18 protein-coding genes are annotated in these 16,063 nt (G+C 54.3%); 8 read left to right on the top strand and 10 right to left on the bottom strand.

Annotated features, from left to right (window positions below; genetic code table 11):
- A complete protein-coding gene (locus tag EVJ32_RS13510) occupies window positions 1-414 on the top strand; it encodes a DUF350 domain-containing protein (protein ID WP_016508299.1) in 414 nt (137 codons plus the stop codon).
- A gap of 59 nt (window positions 415-473) precedes the next feature.
- On the opposite strand, the gene EVJ32_RS13505 is transcribed toward EVJ32_RS13510, so the two are convergent.
- Window positions 474-1,574 carry a globin domain-containing protein gene (locus EVJ32_RS13505; RefSeq protein ID WP_131458773.1) on the bottom strand — a complete coding sequence of 367 codons (1,101 nt, stop codon included), beginning with the start codon at window positions 1,572-1,574 and terminating at the stop codon, window positions 474-476.
- A gap of 190 nt (window positions 1,575-1,764) precedes the next feature.
- On the opposite strand from EVJ32_RS13505, the gene EVJ32_RS13500 reads away from it, so the two are divergent.
- The 4 genes from EVJ32_RS13500 (at window position 1,765) to gshAB (ending at window position 6,155) form a co-directional block, all read left to right on the top strand.
- The gene (locus tag EVJ32_RS13500) at window positions 1,765-2,208 is read left to right on the top strand and encodes an RrF2 family transcriptional regulator (protein WP_131458772.1); all 444 of its coding nucleotides are present in this window, start codon (window positions 1,765-1,767) and stop codon (window positions 2,206-2,208) included.
- Between the two features lie 46 nt (window positions 2,209-2,254).
- Window positions 2,255-2,404, top strand: coding sequence for a hypothetical protein (locus tag EVJ32_RS16230; protein ID WP_161567378.1), 150 nt, complete (start codon window positions 2,255-2,257; stop codon window positions 2,402-2,404).
- 153 nt (window positions 2,405-2,557) lie between these two features.
- Window positions 2,558-3,886: an MATE family efflux transporter gene (locus EVJ32_RS13495; protein WP_131458771.1), complete on the top strand. Its 1,329-nt coding sequence runs from the start codon at window positions 2,558-2,560 to the stop codon at window positions 3,884-3,886.
- Window positions 3,870-6,155: a bifunctional glutamate--cysteine ligase GshA/glutathione synthetase GshB gene (gene gshAB / locus EVJ32_RS13490; RefSeq protein ID WP_131458770.1), complete on the top strand. Its 2,286-nt coding sequence runs from the start codon at window positions 3,870-3,872 to the stop codon at window positions 6,153-6,155. Before EVJ32_RS13495 ends, gshAB begins: the two co-directional genes overlap by 17 nt.
- Window positions 6,156-6,362: 207 nt before the next feature.
- Here gshAB and EVJ32_RS13485 read toward each other — a convergent pair whose 3' ends face one another.
- From EVJ32_RS13485 to EVJ32_RS13465, 5 genes are all read right to left on the bottom strand, one after another.
- Window positions 6,363-6,734, bottom strand: coding sequence for a YidH family protein (locus EVJ32_RS13485; protein WP_021066029.1), 372 nt, complete (start codon window positions 6,732-6,734; stop codon window positions 6,363-6,365).
- Window positions 6,735-6,748: 14 nt separating this feature from the next.
- A complete protein-coding gene (locus EVJ32_RS13480; RefSeq protein ID WP_236635501.1) occupies window positions 6,749-7,390 on the bottom strand; it encodes a response regulator in 642 nt (213 codons plus the stop codon).
- Entirely contained in the window at window positions 7,377-8,402 is a 1,026-nt protein-coding gene (locus EVJ32_RS13475; RefSeq protein WP_131458769.1) for a sensor histidine kinase, read from the bottom strand. Before EVJ32_RS13475 ends, EVJ32_RS13480 begins: the two co-directional genes overlap by 14 nt.
- 120 nt (window positions 8,403-8,522) lie before the next feature.
- Window positions 8,523-9,080 (bottom strand): hypothetical protein, encoded by a 558-nt coding sequence (locus tag EVJ32_RS13470; RefSeq protein WP_131458768.1) that lies wholly within the window; start codon window positions 9,078-9,080, stop codon window positions 8,523-8,525.
- Between the two features lie 17 nt (window positions 9,081-9,097).
- Window positions 9,098-10,291 (bottom strand): FAD/NAD(P)-binding oxidoreductase, encoded by a 1,194-nt coding sequence (locus EVJ32_RS13465; RefSeq protein WP_131458767.1) that lies wholly within the window; start codon window positions 10,289-10,291, stop codon window positions 9,098-9,100.
- 344 nt (window positions 10,292-10,635) lie between these two features.
- Here EVJ32_RS13465 and EVJ32_RS13460 point away from each other — a divergent pair, with 344 nt between their 5' ends.
- Window positions 10,636-11,817 carry a TsoY family (seleno)protein gene (locus tag EVJ32_RS13460; protein ID WP_131458766.1) on the top strand — a complete coding sequence of 394 codons (1,182 nt, stop codon included), beginning with the start codon at window positions 10,636-10,638 and terminating at the stop codon, window positions 11,815-11,817.
- A gap of 54 nt (window positions 11,818-11,871) precedes the next feature.
- Here the strand turns inward: EVJ32_RS13460 and EVJ32_RS13455 are convergent, their stop codons facing one another.
- The 3 genes from EVJ32_RS13455 to EVJ32_RS13445 are packed head-to-tail and all read right to left on the bottom strand — an operon-like array spanning window position 11,872 to window position 14,460.
- Window positions 11,872-12,936, bottom strand: coding sequence for a threonine aldolase family protein (locus EVJ32_RS13455; protein WP_131458765.1), 1,065 nt, complete (start codon window positions 12,934-12,936; stop codon window positions 11,872-11,874).
- A gap of 49 nt (window positions 12,937-12,985) precedes the next feature.
- A complete protein-coding gene (locus EVJ32_RS13450) occupies window positions 12,986-13,966 on the bottom strand; it encodes a zinc-binding dehydrogenase (RefSeq protein ID WP_131458764.1) in 981 nt (326 codons plus the stop codon).
- A 2-nt stretch (window positions 13,967-13,968) separates the two neighbouring features.
- Window positions 13,969-14,460, bottom strand: a complete 492-nt coding sequence (locus EVJ32_RS13445) for a lactoylglutathione lyase family protein (protein WP_131458763.1) — start codon at window positions 14,458-14,460, stop codon at window positions 13,969-13,971.
- Window positions 14,461-14,577: 117 nt separating this feature from the next.
- Between EVJ32_RS13445 and EVJ32_RS13440 the strand changes: the two genes are divergently transcribed.
- A complete protein-coding gene (locus tag EVJ32_RS13440; RefSeq protein ID WP_070328289.1) occupies window positions 14,578-14,883 on the top strand; it encodes a winged helix-turn-helix transcriptional regulator in 306 nt (101 codons plus the stop codon).
- Window positions 14,884-14,912: 29 nt separating this feature from the next.
- Here EVJ32_RS13440 and EVJ32_RS13435 read toward each other — a convergent pair whose 3' ends face one another.
- Window positions 14,913-15,293, bottom strand: a complete 381-nt coding sequence (locus tag EVJ32_RS13435; RefSeq protein WP_131458762.1) for a VOC family protein — start codon at window positions 15,291-15,293, stop codon at window positions 14,913-14,915.
- A 79-nt stretch (window positions 15,294-15,372) separates the two neighbouring features.
- On the opposite strand from EVJ32_RS13435, the gene EVJ32_RS13430 reads away from it, so the two are divergent.
- On the top strand, window positions 15,373-15,822 hold the full coding sequence (locus tag EVJ32_RS13430) for a GNAT family N-acetyltransferase (protein ID WP_370276269.1): 450 nt from the start codon (window positions 15,373-15,375) through the stop codon (window positions 15,820-15,822).
- Window positions 15,823-16,063: the final 241 nt, after the last annotated feature.

The following is a 16,063-nucleotide window of genomic DNA, read 5'->3' as shown; positions in this document are numbered from 1 at the left end:
ATGACATTTATCACGCTCGATTCAATCTTGAGCTTCCTGGCTCACCTCGGTACCGGGTTCGGACTTATTTTAGCAGGACTCGTCGTGTTCGCCCTGACGACAAAATATTCAGAACGCAAACTCATCAAAGCTGGCAACGTCGCCGTCGCCCTCAAACTTTGGGGCAAAGCGCTCGGCCTCGCCATCGTCATCTACACAGTGTGGGCGAACAGCGTCAACCTGCTCGACGCCTTCATCTGGGGGCTCGTCGGGATCCTCGCCCAAGTGCTCGCCTTTTGGACGTTCGAGTACGTGCTCACGCCTGGCGTAAACTTGGAGAAAGAAGTCGAAAACGGCAACCTCGCCGTCGGTGTCAGCCTGTTCTCGGCCTCGCTCGTCGTCGGCATCATCGTCGCCGCGAGTTTGACGTACTAAAAAAACCGCCGACATCTTATCGGCGGTTGTAAGACGGTTGCTGCGGCAATCGTCTTTTCTTATGCTTTGGCGAGCACGGCCGATGGACCGAAGAACTCGTAACGCGCTTGTGGAATCGTTTGGACGACCGTCTCCATCATCGCGGTCGGGCCGCACGTATAGACGTCATGACCGTCGACATCGAGTGCTGTAAGCTGTGTCGCGCTCATGCAGCCAGACACCTCATCGATGTGTGTGATGAGCTGAAGTCCCTCATTCACGAGTTCGTCGAGCTCTTCACCGAGCGGACGGAGGTTCGTGCTGCGGACGGCGTGTAATAGTGTGACCGAGCGACCTTGACGGAGCGCCGTCTTCGCCATATTGAACAGCGGTGTGATACCGATCCCGCCAGCGACGAGCGTGAGCGGACGGTCCGTGTCTTCCATCGTGAACTCGCCTGCTGGCGCACTCATCGGAATCTCTGTACCGACTATTTGCTCGTGAAGCCAGTTCGAGACGAGCCCTTCCGCTTTCGGCGCAATCCAGTAGCCGTCTTCTGTCGTCTCGACGACGCTGTATTGACGGTGATGTAAAATATCTTCACCCTCGATGCGGGCTTGGACTGAGATGTACTGGCCCGGGATGGCCACACCAACGACACCGTCGTTCGCGACAAGACGGAACCGTTTCACTTCCGGCGTGTCTTCGATGACTTCAGCGACCGTGAACGGCTTGAAGCCGACCCATGGTGCATCGGCGTACATTTGTTTCTCGAGCGAGATGAAGACGTCGGCGATGACACCGTACGCTTTTGCCCAAGCTTCGATGATCTCAGGCGTCGCCGCTTCACCGAGAACGTCTTGAATTGCGCCGAGCAAGTTAGCGCCGACGATCGGATAGTGTTCCGGGCGGATGTTCAAGCTTTTATGTTTATGAAGCGCCGGTTGGATCGCCGGTAAGATCGCTTCGAGACGGTCGATATGGACGGCGGCCGCGTAGACGGCGTTGGCGAGCGCTTCAGGCTGGCGGCCGCGTTGTTGGTTCGTATGGTTAAAGAACTGACGAACTTCTGGATTGTTTGCGAACATGCGCTTATAGAAATGACTTGTGATGGCGACACCGTGGTCTTTCAAGACCGGTGCCGTCGCTTTGACAATTTCAATCGTTTGTTGATCTAACATAAATAGTTCCCCCTTTTTGAAAGTACACATTTATTATGTGAGTTTCATCACGCCAAAAGCAATATATAAAATACTTGTTTAAAACGAAGTTCAACTTTTCGCCTCGATTTCGCCACGTTTTTTTCACATCTCCGGACATCGCGCTTTCGAGGAATGTCCTGTACAATGGACGGATAAGAGGTGAACGATCATGCGGCTCACGCAAACGTGCGACTACGCACTCCGAACATTAATGTACAGCGCCACCTTCTCCCATCGTCTCGTGACGATCCAAGAAGTGGCTGACCAATATCAAATCTCAAAGAACCACGTCATGAAAGTCGTCTATGAGCTCGGCAAACACGGCTATCTTGAATCGGTCCGTGGCCGCGGCGGCGGTTTCCGGCTCGCCCGCCCAATGGAAGACATCAACGTCGGTGACGTCGTCCGGACGATGGAGCCGCTCGAGCTCGTCGAATGCTTCGGCGAAGGTCGCTGTGTCATCGCACCGGCGTGTGACCTCCGGAGCGTCTTGAACGAGGCGATGCTCGCTTTCCTGCACGTGCTCGACCGCTACACGATCGCCGACCTTATGGCGAACCGGACGAATGAACTCGCACTGCTACTTGGCGTACAAAAGCCGACGGACATTTAGTCCGCCGGCTTTTGTTGTACAGGTGACTCTCAAACGTGACTGCGCTTTGTATAGTGGTTACCACCATCGCTTCAAGATTTTTTGGGCATATAGCTCATGTGACGTCATCTTGATAATCTATCCGCTGTTCGAAGACGCGTTCCCTACCTACCCGATTTACGCGCTCGCCTCGACGCTCGTTTACATGGCGACTTGAATCCGTGTCTACACGACGTAAGGAATTCACCTCGAATCCCTTTTTTTGTGTCGATTTTTCGTCGAGTCGGGCGTCTTGATTGCCAATTTTGTCTCGTCGTGCTTATATATAACTAAATGGTTATATACTAATTCGTTGAAGGAGTCTTGTCTTGTGAAAACCGTCGATTTGACGACCGGACGTGTGCAGAGCGTCATCTTGGCGCTCGCTCTTCCGCTCGTCGGCAGTTCGCTCTTACAGTTCACGTATAGTCTCGTCGATATGTTTTGGGTCGGTGCGCTCGGTAGCGACGCCGTCGCCAGTATCGGTGCGGCCAGTTTTTATATTATGCTTGGCCAGGCGATTCAGTCGTTACTTGTCGTCGGCGCCGGCATCAAAGTGTCGCAAGCCGTCGGCAGGCGGGACCAACAGTTGATCCAACGCTACGTCAAGGCCGGAAAACGAGGTAACCTCGTCCTCGGCCTGTTCTTCTTGACGCTCCTCGTCGCCTTTGGTCAGACGCTGATCGGCTTTTTGAATATGAACGCCCCTGACGTCGAGCGGCTCGCTTACAGCTACTTGCTCGTCAGCGCACCGATGCTATTGTTCTCGTTCTTCAACTTGCTGTACGCCCGCATATTCAGCGGTTTCGGCAATACGACGACGGCGATGCGGATCAACGCGACCGGGGTCACGCTCAACATGATCTTGTCGCCGCTCTTCATCTATCCGCTCGGTCTCGGCGTGCTCGGGGCCGGTCTGGCGACACTCGTCGCCAACGCCGTCATGTTCGGCTTCTTCTGGCATCGGGCTCGCGCGCTCTTTGACTGGGACGAGACGGTCGAACCCGTTCGCGCGGACTATACAGAGATCGTTCGCCTCGGCTTCCCGATGGCGACACAACGCGTCCTCTTTACCGTCATCAGCATTCTTCTCGCCCGCATGATCGGATCCTACGGGACGGAAGCGATCGCCGCCCAGCGCATCGGCCTACAGATCGAGTCGATCGCCTACATGATGATCGGTGGACTGAACGGGGCGATCGCGAGCTATACCGGCCAAAATATCGGCGCCCGACAGATTGAACGGGTGCACGAAGGGTATCGCGTGACGACGCACCTCGGTATGCTCTACACTGGGCTGATCACGCTCGTATTTCTCTTCTTCCCGGACGTGCTCATCCGCGCCTTCGTCGATGATCCGACTACGATCGAAATCGGGGCCAGCTATTTACGTATCATCAGCGTCTCCCTCATCTTCGCCTCGCTCGAGATGATCGGGAACGGTTATTTCTCAGGACTCGGGCTACCGAAGATCCCGGCGATGATCTCTATCGTCTTCACCGTCGCTAGGATCCCGCTCGCCATCCTCCTCGAGCCGTATCTCGGCATCGACGCCATCTGGTGGAGCATCGCCATCTCGAGCATCGTTAAAGGGCTCGTCTCGGCACTATTTGTTCGACTAAAGAAAAAGGAAGTGACTTCACTTGCAGAAGCGATTTAAGCAATTATCCAAGCAACTTCTCACGAGCGGACGGTTCGCGATCGAACGCGAAATGCTACGTGTGACAACAGACGGGACGCTCGCCGTGACGAAACATCCGTCACGTCTCGGTGACAAAGCGACGCACCCGTATATTACGACCGATTTTTCCGAGAGCCAGATCGAACTGATCACGCCGACGTTCCCGACCGTCGAAGCGGCACATAACTTTTTAGAGACGCTGTATGACATCACGGCGCTAAATATCGGCGACGAGCGGCTTTGGCCACAGTCGATGCCGTGCCCGTTGCCGGACGGCGGCGTCATCCCGCTCGCCGACTTCGGCAGTTCCGGTATTGAGGCCGGCCGTTACCGTGAACATCTGCTTCACAAGTACGGGGCGAAAAAACAGCTCATCTCCGGCATCCATTTCAACTTCTCGTTCTCGGACGAGTTGATCGCCGCGTTATATGAAGGGTCGCCCAAGCAATATGACCGCTTCAAAAACGAGCTCTATTTGAAGCTCGTCCGCAACTATTTGCGCCTGCGCTGGCTCGCCGTCTACTTGCTCGGCGGAACGCCCGCCGTCCATACGAGCTACGAGGAACGTTGCGTCAGCCAAATGCAGGCGTTGAACGAGGACGTCTACTCGAATACGACGGCACTGTCGTACCGGAATAGTGACTGCGGTTATACGAACGTCGAACCGCTCTATCCGAACTATGCGACGCTCCCAGACTATGCGAGTAGCGTCCGCCGTATGATCGCCAAGGGCGACATCGCCAACCCGAACGAGCTGTACTCGCCGATTCGACTGAAGACGTCCCGCGGCGGAAATGACCTCGACCGGCTCGAGAAGAACGGCATCGATTATATCGAGATTCGCAACATCGACCTCAATCCGTTCGAGAAGACCGGTATCGCACTCGATGATTTGCGATTCCTGCACGTCTTCTTGCTCTATTTAGCGTTGAAAGACGAGACTGACTTTGCGGACTGGCAAGCTGAGGCGTTCCGTAACCAACAGCTTGTCGCCAAAGAGGGCCTATCGCCGTCACTCGTCCTCGAACGTGATGGCGAGCCGGTCGCGCTGCAAACGTTCGCCCGTGACCTCGTCGCTGACATCGAGTCGTTCAACGCGCAACACGACCTCGGTTTTGCTGACGTCTTCGCGTCCGTCCGGGAACGGATTGACAACGTCGAAGCGACCTACTCGGCCCGGCTGACAAAAGTCATGACCGACGAAGGCTATACGACCTGGTCACTCCGCCAAGCCGAGACGTATTATGAAGATGCGTTCGCCAACCGGTTCCGGATGCACGGCTATACGGACATGGAACTGTCGACGCAAATTTTGATGAAGTCGGCCTTAAAACGAGGTTACGCGGTCGATGTCGTCGACCGGGACGACCAATTCATCCGTCTTCGTCACGGCAATCGGGTCGAGTACGTCAGACAAGCGACGAAAACGTCGAAAGATAACTACGTGTCGGTGCTGATGATGGAAAACAAGACGGTGACAAAACATGTGCTCGCCGAACACGGCATCCACGTCCCTGGGGGTGTCGAGTTGCGCAGTGAAGACGACTTGCGTAACGTCTGGTCCGCGTTTTCCGCTCAGCCGATCGTCCTGAAGCCGAAATCGACGAACTTCGGGATCGGCATCCACATCTTCAAAGACGGGACGACGCTCGACGAGGCGCTCGAGGCGTTCCGTCATGCCAACACGTTCGACGACGTCGTCTTGCTCGAGACGTTTTTACCGGGGAAAGAATATCGTTTCCTCGTCATCGGTGATAAGGTCGCCGGCATCTTGCACCGCGTCCCGGCGAATGTGACCGGGGACGGTGTCTCGACGATCCGCGAGCTCGTTGCGAAGAAAAATGAGGACCCGCTCCGCGGCAAAGGCTATAAGACACCGCTCGAGAAGATCGAGATCGACGACATCGTCGTGTCGTTCCTGCGTCCGCAAGGCAAAACTCCTGACAGCGTCCTCGCTGACGGCGAACGCGTCTTCTTGCGCGAGAACTCGAACATTAGCACAGGTGGCGACAGTATCGACTATACAGACCAAATCTCTGACTTTTATAAACAGGTCGCGGTCGATTCGGCGAAAGCGATCGGTGCCACGATTTGCGGCGTCGATATGATGATCCCGTCACTTGACGCAGAAAATGACTACGGCATCATCGAATTGAACTTCAACCCGGCCATCCATATCCATTCCTTCCCGTACGAAGGGAAAGAACGTCCCATCGGCGAGACGGTGCTCGATTTGTTGTTTGACTGACCAGGTTGGAAGGATGCTCAATTCGGGAATAAGGACTATATCGTTTCAAGTCGGTGTACCGTACTTTCTCTAGAGAGGGGTCTGTCAAATGGGAACGGTCAAATCGCACATCGAAGGCTTCACGTCACAACTCGATCGTCTCAACGCCCTCGTCTCGAGATAACCAAAACCGCCCGCACCTCGGTTGAGATGCGGGCGGTTTTTTTGTTAAAACAGAAAATAACTGACGATCAAGATGAGCGTGAAGATGAACACCATCCCGATGGCGAGCGCGACGAGGCTCATCTTCGCCGACTTGAACTGCTGCGAGTTGATCGTGTGCACTTTCTTCAAGTACGACCGTGTCCCGACGAGGATCGTCGCGATACCGAAGATGATCGACAAGATGCCGATCGCCGTGATCAGTTGATGCTCGGCCCCGCTCAAGTTCTCACTTCGATAGTAATGAAAGTTCGTCACGAGGAAGCCGATCCCGATGACGGTGATGGCCGTCCGGATCCAGGCGAGGAACGTCCGCTCGTTGGCGAGGTGCTGTTGAATGTACTGTGAATCGACCGTCTTCTCTAAATCTAGTTTCATAACTTCCCCTCTTTCTAGCCGTCGTAGTCGATCAACCGATTTTTCAACGCGAACTGGACGAGCTCGTGTCGATGCTTGATTTGAAGTTTCTGCATGACGCGTCCTTTATGGTTCTCGACCGTCTTCGGACTGATGCCGAGTTTCTCTCCAATCTCGATATTTCCGTAACCGAGCGTTGTCAAACGTACAATTTCCGACTCACGCCGCGTCAGCACCGACTCTGTCTTTTGCGATGCTGCTTTCTCGATAAACGCTTCCGACAGAGACGTTGCATAGTAACGCTTCCCTTCCATCACTTGCTTGATGCCGTCGACGAGCTGGGCCGGATCACTATTTTTGGATAAATAGCCGGGCACACCGAGCTCGAGCGCGCGTTTGATGTAAAGCTCCTCATCGTGCATCGTGAGCAGGATGACTTTGGCGGTCGGTACTTCTTGCGCTAACGCTTTTGCCGTCATAAATCCGTCGAGTCCGTTCGGCATCGTGATGTCGAGCAAGATCACGTCCGGTATCGTCCGCATCGCTTCCTGGATGGCCGTCGTCCCTTCGGCCGCTTCCCCGACAACGTTGATGTCTTTATAGGGACGAAACATCAACTTCAATCCACGCCGGACGAGTTCGTGGTCATCGACAATCAGCACATCAATCGGTGTCATAGCGACCTCGCTCAATCGGAACGGACACTGAAATTTCAGTGCCTTGTCCGATGACTGATTCGAGTGTAAACGTACCGTGAATCGTTTTCGCCCGTTCTTCCATATGACGAAGCCCTAATCCTTTCGCCACTCGTTGTTGATCGAACCCGTTCCCGTCATCTTTAAACAGCACATCGATTTGTCCGTCATGCTCGACGATGCGGCAGTCGATCGTACTCGCCTGTGCATACTTCATGCTATTGACGAGCGCCTCTTGGACGATGCGATACACGTTGATTTCGATGACGCGCTCATAGCGGTCAGCTAAACGAATGTCGGTCCGAAACGTGACGAGCGGGTATCTGGTGGCAAAACTGTCAACTAACACGTTCAACGCCGAACCGAGCCCGAATTGATCCAGCTCGATCGGGCGCAGTTGTTTCGAATAGCCGCGCACGTTGTCGATCAGTCGGCCCACTTCGGCGAGTACGGATTCGATGTAGTCTTTCTTGTCTGGGTCGGATACATCGGACTGGAGCGCACCGAGGGCGAGGGCGATGCTGAACAACGATTGACCGACCCCGTCGTGGAGTTCTTGGGCGAGCCTTTCGTGCTCTTCCTCCCGGGCTCGAATCAATTCCCGCACCATCTGTTCGCGGAGCGCATGCGCTTCCCGGCGCTTGCGTTCCGTAAAATCGCGAAGCACGAGCAAATAGTACGTCGCACCCGATAGCGGATCGTTCAAGATTCGCGCCGTATTCATCTCCACGTCGACCATCTTTCCCGAATATGTCGGCATCTCTGACGTGAAGTACGGGGAACGCTCATGTTGGATCAAGTAGCATCGATCTTCGTCCGGACCGATTTCACGTCGTTGACAAAATGAACAGTACGGGACAGGTTCTCCTAGCCGCCACCCGGTCAATTGTTCGGCCGCCTCGTTCATCGTGATGATGTTTCGATCATGGTCCATCACGATGACCGCGTCTTTTAAGACATTTAAAATCTGGCGTTCAAAATCTTGAAGTGCCAATCCGCCCCCTCCTTTCTGTCTGCTTTCTCATTTCCTCCATCATACCCCCGTGGGTAATCATTGCCAACTATTTGAGCATACAAAAACCGGACGTGATGCATTCACGTCCGGACCGGTTCATTATTTTTTTGTTTGTTCGGACAATACTTCGACCGTCGCCTGCATATACTTGAGGCCGTGCTGGACCGATGGCTCTTTCAGCCAACGAACGAGCGAGAACAACGTGATGTTGCGGTCGTCGCGTTCGGCCCGTGCCCGGATTTCGGTGAGCATCGTGCGCGTGGCGTCGGCTTTCTCTTTTACCGGTGCGACATATTCATCGACCCGTTGACCGATCAGTTCTCGTGTCTGCTCGTCCCCGTAGACGTCTTGTGCGAAAGCGAGCACTTGTTCAAGCTGGTTCGTCACCTGGAGCAACATCGGCAACTTCTCGGCGAGCTTGACCGCCGCCTCGAGCGTCTCGACCTGTAAATTCGATGAGTCGAGGAGCGTATCGACTTTTTGTCTCACTTGCTGGTCGTTCATCGTCGCCATCCCGAAATCGACGGCGTCTTCGAGGCGGCGAAGCGACTTCTCAATCTCGGGCAATCGTTCGACGAGGGAGACGAGCGCTTGCTCGACGTCCGGCCGCGTCAACACAGATTCTAATGTCTGTTCTTTCGTTGTTGTACGTTCCATCGTCTTCTCCCCCTTTCTCACATCGTCCCTTTCAACATCCCGTTCCAATACATGACTGGAAGAAAGTCTTTTTTCAAGATGTACATGCTGTGGCGTTCTTTCGCTTGATTGAACGGCATCGACTCTTGTGGTACTTTCTCGTAATCGAACTCGGCCAAGATGAGTTTGTTGTAGCCTGTGACGATCGGGCAAGACGAGTAGCCGTCATACGACGCGACCGGGACTTGGCCATACATGAGGTCACCCACATTTTTAGCGACGACGGGTGCTTGTTTCCGAATCGCGGCCCCGGTCTTCGACGTCGGTAAATTCGTGCAGTCGCCGAGTCCGAAGACGTTTTTATACTGTTTATGTTGAAGCGTGTACATATCGACATCGACCCATCCGCCCGCATCGGCAAGTTTGCTTTCTCGAATGAATGCCGGTGCTTGCATCGGTGGCGTGACGTGAATCATGTCATAGCGCACCTCGAACGTTTCCCCGCTATCTAACTGTTCAAAGACAGCGACTTTGTCGTCTGCTTTAATCTCAATTAAATTGACACGGAAATGTGTGTCAATCCGTTTTCGTTCGAGTACTTTTTCGAGCGCCGTCCGATATTTGGCAACGTCAAAGATAGCCGGATTGGCCGATCCGAAGACGATTTTACTGTTATCGCGGACACCTGTTTTCACAAAGTAGTCTTCCGCCATATACATAATTTTTTGCGGGGCCCCGCCACACTTCACAGGTGATGCTGGGTGCGTGAACAATGCGGTACCGCCCTCAAAACCCCTAAGGGTATCCCACGTGTAGTCGACGTGTTGATACGAGTAGTTGCTACATACTTGTTTCGTCCCAAGCGCTGCTTCCAACCCTTTGATCCGACCCCAATCGATCTCAATCCCCGACGCGACGACCAAGTAGTCGTAATAAATCGTCCCGTTGACAGCCGTCTCGACTTGATTGGCTTCCGGATCGAAGCTGACTACCTTGTCCTGAAGCCATTTCGCACCTTTTGGGATGAGTGTCGCCATGTCTCGCTCCGACTCTTCTTTTTTCGCGGCACCGGCTCCGACAAGCGTCCAAAGTGGTTGATAGTAGTGTTTCTCTTCAGGGTCGATCAGCAAAACCTCATCGGCTAAATGATGTTTTTCACGAAGCAGGCGAGCAGCGACGCTAATCCCTCCGGTGCCGGCTCCGACGATGACAACTCGATAATGAGTACGCATAAAGCAATTCCCCTTTCGTTTCCGTAGATGACCGACAAAATTATGTCAATTAAGTGAACTTACCCACGCCTTCAGCATAGTTGAAAGCGCATACAACTTATATAGGGGAAGTCCCTCAATTTCTCCCGGACTATAGGACGCAACTATGATCGTCGTCATCTAGTCATGAAGTCCCCCAGTTGTTTTCCCAGGCCAACCTGTGAGTTAAATCACTTCGCCCGACATGATTTCCTCATCAAAACGGCATAGGGGATTCCCCTCATTTGACGAGGAAAGTATTGACTCCATTATACCATAGGGGGTATAAATTGGTTATCTGATTTTTTTAGGAGGACTTTTTCACAATGACACAACGACCTTATCATCCGCTCTACTTCTTATCAGCACTCGGTAACGGCGGGCTCGCCGTCTCGTTCTTTATGTATTTCATGTTTTTGATTCCGCATCCGGATTCACCACTCCCCCATTTCGATCATTTGCGGGCCACGTTTGAGAAAGGAGGAACTGCGCAAATTCTCGTTGTCGCTGTCTCCTTCATCATCTTGGCGCTCGCGGTGAACCATTTCCGCCTGCTCATTTGGAACGTCCGCTCGTTCCACACGTACAAGCGAACGTCGGCTTATCAGGCTCTCAAAGGCACTCCGGGTGAAGTGGCGGTCATGGCCGAACCGCTTACATACGCGATGAGCGTCAATGTCGTGTTCATTCTCGGCGCCTTGTTCGTCCCTGGACTATGGGCCAACGTCCAATCACTCTTCCCGTTCGCCTTGCTCGCATTCTTGGCAATCGGTGTCTACGCGCTCGTGCTTTATGTTCAGTACATCTCCAACGTTATGGCGAACGGTAAATTTCCGGTCGACAACTTGAATCAATTCGGACAATTTTTAGGAGCGTTCGCGTTTGTCATGGTCGCTGTCGGTTTAGCGAGCCCTGCCGCGATGTCGACGACACCATGGGTCTATGTCACATCGACGGTCGCCTCCCTCTTGTTCTTAGCGCTCGTCAGCGGTATCCTCCTCTTCTTCGGCGGTATGAGTTTACGTGCCGTATTGGCGAAAGGTCTGGCCAAACCTGGCGCACCGACCGTCTGGTTACTGATTCCGATCTTCACGCTCACTGGAATCACGTTCGTTCGAATCTATTCGATGGTGTCGCACCGGCTACTCGAGACACATGTCAACACGGCGCTACTGTTCGTCGTACTCGGCTTCCTGTTCATGGCGAGCACTGCCGTCGGCTTGATCGGATTCCGTGTATTGCGTCGTCTAGACTATTTCAACGAACAGCCTGATGGCGCGGCGAGCTTCGGCCTCATCTGCCCAGGTGTCGCCTACGTCGTCCTCGGCATGTTCTTCGTCCACTGGGGACTCGTTCAAAACGACTTCATCACAGCGCACAGTCTGATGCACTACGTCATCTTGTCACCGCTCGTATTCGTCCAAGCGAAGACGATCCAATGGCTCATCACACTGTCGGTCAAACACCTTTCACTACGAAAAAACGCATCCAAACTTGAGGCTGCATAAGCATCGTTCCTCAACAAAAGCCCTGTCGAAACGATTGTTTCTTCAGGGCTTTTGTTATTGTTGATGGGAGAGTACCTCGAACAACTTGTCGAGCCGAGACGTATCGATGTCTAAAAATGCATCCCCGACACTGATCTCGGTCGAACAATAGCCGTCATGTGGCACGACGTACCCAGTGATGCCGATGCCTGTCTCCGTTTGAACACGTTTAATCCAATTCGAGACGGTTTCTGCGTCCCCGTTCATGTGAAGATGGAACATGTTCGTCACCGGCACATCCGGCGTCGTCCAGACACCGTCGAGCGCATTGAACCGGGTTGCGAGCGCTTTGGCATGTTCGTAGTACGTTCCCATTCGGTCTTTCCTGAGCTCATAGTAGTAGTCGGCCGGGATGATGTACGGGTATAAGCCGATCAAGTCGCCGCCATAGCGCCGTTTCCAGATTCTTGCCTCGTCACAGAACGCTTTCGGTCCGGCCAAAATCGCCCCGGCGACACCGCCGATCCCTTTGTAGAACGAGACGTAGACGCTATCGAACAAGGCGCACACTTCTTCGGCCGTCTTCTCATAATATGGCAACGTCTCGAACAGGCGCGCCCCATCGAGATGCAGATGAACCCCCCGCTCCCGGCAGTGCCTTCTGATCGCTTCAAGCTCATCAAACGGCGGCAAATAGCCGCCGAGCTCACGTTGCGGCAACTCGACCAACAGGCAAGCGACGTCCGGTAACGCCTCCACTTCTTCAAGCGTCATCAAGCGGTCCGTGCCCCCGATCAAAAGCGGCTCGAGGTGATGCAGCTGTCTCAGTCCGTCTTGTTCATGAATCTCCAAGTGACAGAGCGGGTGATAGGCGACGCTTCGATTCCCTGTCTCGTCCGACCAGATGCGTAAGGCGATCTGTTGTGCCATCGTGCCGCTCGGAAAGAAAACGGCGGCTTCCGTCCCGAGCCGCGTGGCGAGCTTTTGTTCGAATTGTTCGATGACCTCGCCCGTCCCATAATGGTCGCTCGTTTGCTCCGGGTCGGCTTGCTCAAACGCGCGCTGTAAGACGCCGACGTTCCGTTTCCCGTGCCCGCTCAGTTGATGCGTCGTCTGTTGATACGACGTCCGTAAATCCATGCCATCCCCTCCAAAAGAAGCCCCTTGCCACGAGACAAGAGGCCAAGATTTAGTCGCGTACGCGGACAATCAACTTGCCGCGTACTTTCCGCGTCTGGAGCTGTTCGAGTCCGTCTTTCAAGCGGTCGAACGGCAACACGTCGGTGACGAGGTCGTTCAGTTCACCCGTTTCGAGCAGTTTCATCAATTCCTCGGCCATATACGCCAAGTTGCGAATCGCGCGCTCGTCTTCGCTCGCATGGGCCGCACCGAGGGCGACTTCATGGATCGATGGTGACAGCGTGAACCCTTTCATGTTCGACATGTCAGGCGGACCGGCGATATGAGCGAGCTGTCCGCTGAAGGCGAGGCGATCGAGATCGGCTGTCGCCACGTCGCGGCCGACCGTGTTCAAAATCAGATCGACACCACGGCCGTCCGTCAGTTCCATGATTCGTTCCGTCACGTCCTCGACGTTGTAGTCGATTGCGACGTCGGCACCGAGTGATGTGACCCAATCAAAGTTTTCCGGCGATGCCGTCGTGAATACTTCGAGACCGAGCTTTTTCGCGAGCTGAATCGCGTAGCCGCCGACCCCGCCCGCTCCGGCGTGGACGAGAATCGTCTCTTTGTCGCGCGTGTTCAGCTTCTGCATGACCGCTTCATACGCCGTCATGCCAGCACAGAGGATGGCTGCTGCCGCTTCGTCGCTAACGTCTTGCGGTACGACGGCACAAGCACGGGCGTCGACGACAGCGTACTCGGCGAAGCCTCCGTTGTTCGCGAGACTCGTATGGACGGCGACGCGTGAGCCGGTGATGATGTTGGCGATGCTCGAGCCGACTTCGACGACTTCGCCGACGAGGTCGACGCCGAGGATGTGCGGGTATGCCCAGTTCGGGTTGCCGTTCGTGCCGACTTTATAGTCGACCGGGTTCAAGGCGACCGCTTCGACTTTGATGAGCAGTTCGCCCGCTCCCGGGGTCGGTCGTTCGATGTCCCCGAGGTTCATATTATCTAGGCCAGGTTGTTCAAGTAGCCATGCTTTCATGATTAGTACGCTCCTTCCGAATATGTCAGTTCATACGAATGCGAGTAGATCTCGACGAGGTTGCCGAACGGATCTTCACAGTACACCATCCGGTACGGCTTATCGCCCGGGTAATACTCGCGGATCGGCATCCGTTGTTTGCCACCGTGGGCGACAATCTTCTCGACGAGCCCTTCGATGTCTGGGTCTTGGACGCAATAGTGGAAGATGCCTGTTTTCCAAAACTCAAAATTATTCTCCGGTTTCTCGTTGTTAGGGAACTCGAACAGCTCGATGCCGATCTTGTCACCGGTCGACATGTGGGCGATGCGGAACTTGCCCCAGCCCGGGCCGAACACGTCGGTGCACATGACGCCGATCGGTGAGTCATCCTCAACGACGTCCGACGGTTGCATAATCGTGTACCAGCCCATCACGTTTTCATAAAATTTCACTGCTTCCGTCACACTGGGGACTGATAGCCCGATATGTGAGAATGTACGTGGATAAGTCAAATTGATCCGCTCCTTTTTGGTTGCTCATTTGGGTCGATAACGATAAGATACCTTCATCGTAGCAAGAAAAAAAGTACGCACATTGAAGTAACTACCCGAAAGCGAGGCGAACTGAACATGACGACCCCGTTCCCCGTCAACAAGGCGCTCGACATCATCGGCGGTAAATGGCGTCCACAAGTGTACTGCACGCTCGAGACCGGCCCGCGCCGCTTCTCGGAGATTCAGCGCGCCATCCCCGACGTCAGCCGCAAAGTGTTGACCGACCAACTGCGCGAACTCGAACAGCTCGGCATGGTCCGACGCGACGACTATTCGACCGACAAACAGCTCCACGTCGAATACTCCCTCACCGAGGAGGCGTTTAGCCTGCAACCAGCGATGAAGGCGCTCTGCTCTTGGGGCGAAACCCGAGACGAATAAACCCTCGCCAAGTCCAGGCGAGGGTTTTGTCATGACGCGAATAGGCTGATGAGGTTCCCGTCCGGATCGACGACGATGGCGTAACGTTGTCCCCAAAACGCGTCCCACGGCTCACGATGAATCACGTATCCTTGTTTGAAGATAGCTTCAAACAGTGTATCGAGCGCTTCACGGCTGTCGCACAGGAAAGCGAGCTCGACCCGATGCCCCGATGCCGGTTTCCATTCCCCATACACCGACTCCGCCACCTCGACTGTGTCAAAGACGAGCCGGACGCCGCCTTCGTCAACTTCAACGTGCGCTTCCCCGTTCATTGATGCTGGAATCGACAGTCCGAGCAGCCGATAGAAGTCGAGCGCTCGCTTCATATCCTCGACGACGATGCCGACCATATCTAGTTTGATTCCCATGTGGTCACCTCACTTCTTGAATTGATGGTACTATCGAAAGTGTAGCACCTATCCATCCTTTTGAAACGAGGAAATCACTATGACATATAAGTTCGCTTTGATGACACAAGCGCAGGCCGAAATGATCGCCTTCAGTTGGCATTACGATGGAGAGTATGCGTTTTATAACATGGAGGCTGACAAAGACGACTTGGCCGAGTTTTTAGACACCGAACAACGAGGGCAATCGGTATTCGCCATCACGAACGATGGCGAACTGGTCGGTTTTGTTAGCGTGCATCAAACAGACGCCGATACGATTGACCTCGGTTTAGGCATGAAGCCAGGTCTGACCGGAAATGGGACCGGACGAGCGTTCGTCACCTCGATTCTTGATTTCATCGAATCTACGTTCGACCCAAATCGTATCACCTTGTCGGTTGCCACGTTCAACGCGCGGGCGATTCGCGTGTATGAAGCTTGTGGCTTCGACAAGTGGCTTCGTTTCAACAAGACACGAACGGGAGTACGTTCGACTTCATCGCATTAGAACGCAAAAAGCGCCCTCAGGATAGATTGAGGGCACTGAAAAACTTCAAATAATTTTGAGCAGAGGAGCGTCATCCCGGATGGGATGGCGCTCCTCTGCTTTCATTGCCCTTCAAGCCGCCCTGTCCGGCACGCCGCTTTCCTGGGGGCGGTCAGCGAGCCGCATCGCGACGATGTCGCTGCTGGGTCTCGCCTTGCCCGCTGTTCCCCCGGGAGTCGGCGTGCCCTCGGGGCGACGCTGT

The sequence above is a fragment of the Exiguobacterium sp. SH5S4 genome (genome assembly GCF_004337045.1).
GTDB classification, from domain to species: domain Bacteria; phylum Bacillota; class Bacilli; order Exiguobacteriales; family Exiguobacteriaceae; genus Exiguobacterium; species Exiguobacterium aurantiacum_A.
Note: the sequence above shows the minus strand (reverse complement) of the source record. Positions and strands in the feature narration are given on the sequence as shown.

Excerpts from the sequence above, each read along its gene's own strand:
- EVJ32_RS13470 (WP_131458768.1), bottom strand. The coding sequence starts at position 9,080 with ATGGAACGTACAACAACGAAAGAACAGACATTAGAATCTGTGTTGACG.
- EVJ32_RS13485 (WP_021066029.1), bottom strand. The coding sequence starts at position 6,734 with ATGAAACTAGATTTAGAGAAGACGGTCGATTCACAGTACATTCAACAG.
- EVJ32_RS13465 (WP_131458767.1), bottom strand. The coding sequence starts at position 10,291 with ATGCGTACTCATTATCGAGTTGTCATCGTCGGAGCCGGCACCGGAGGG.
- EVJ32_RS13505 (WP_131458773.1), bottom strand. The coding sequence starts at position 1,574 with ATGTTAGATCAACAAACGATTGAAATTGTCAAAGCGACGGCACCGGTC.
- EVJ32_RS13435 (WP_131458762.1), bottom strand. The coding sequence starts at position 15,293 with ATGGGAATCAAACTAGATATGGTCGGCATCGTCGTCGAGGATATGAAG.
- EVJ32_RS13510 (WP_016508299.1), top strand. The coding sequence starts at position 1 with ATGACATTTATCACGCTCGATTCAATCTTGAGCTTCCTGGCTCACCTC.
- EVJ32_RS13500 (WP_131458772.1), top strand. The coding sequence starts at position 1,765 with ATGCGGCTCACGCAAACGTGCGACTACGCACTCCGAACATTAATGTAC.
- EVJ32_RS13450 (WP_131458764.1), bottom strand. The coding sequence starts at position 13,966 with ATGAAAGCATGGCTACTTGAACAACCTGGCCTAGATAATATGAACCTC.
- EVJ32_RS13460 (WP_131458766.1), top strand. The coding sequence starts at position 10,636 with ATGACACAACGACCTTATCATCCGCTCTACTTCTTATCAGCACTCGGT.
- EVJ32_RS13480 (WP_236635501.1), bottom strand. The coding sequence starts at position 7,390 with ATGACACCGATTGATGTGCTGATTGTCGATGACCACGAACTCGTCCGG.
- EVJ32_RS13430 (WP_370276269.1), top strand. The coding sequence starts at position 15,373 with ATGACATATAAGTTCGCTTTGATGACACAAGCGCAGGCCGAAATGATC.
- EVJ32_RS13455 (WP_131458765.1), bottom strand. The coding sequence starts at position 12,936 with ATGGATTTACGGACGTCGTATCAACAGACGACGCATCAACTGAGCGGG.
- EVJ32_RS13440 (WP_070328289.1), top strand. The coding sequence starts at position 14,578 with ATGACGACCCCGTTCCCCGTCAACAAGGCGCTCGACATCATCGGCGGT.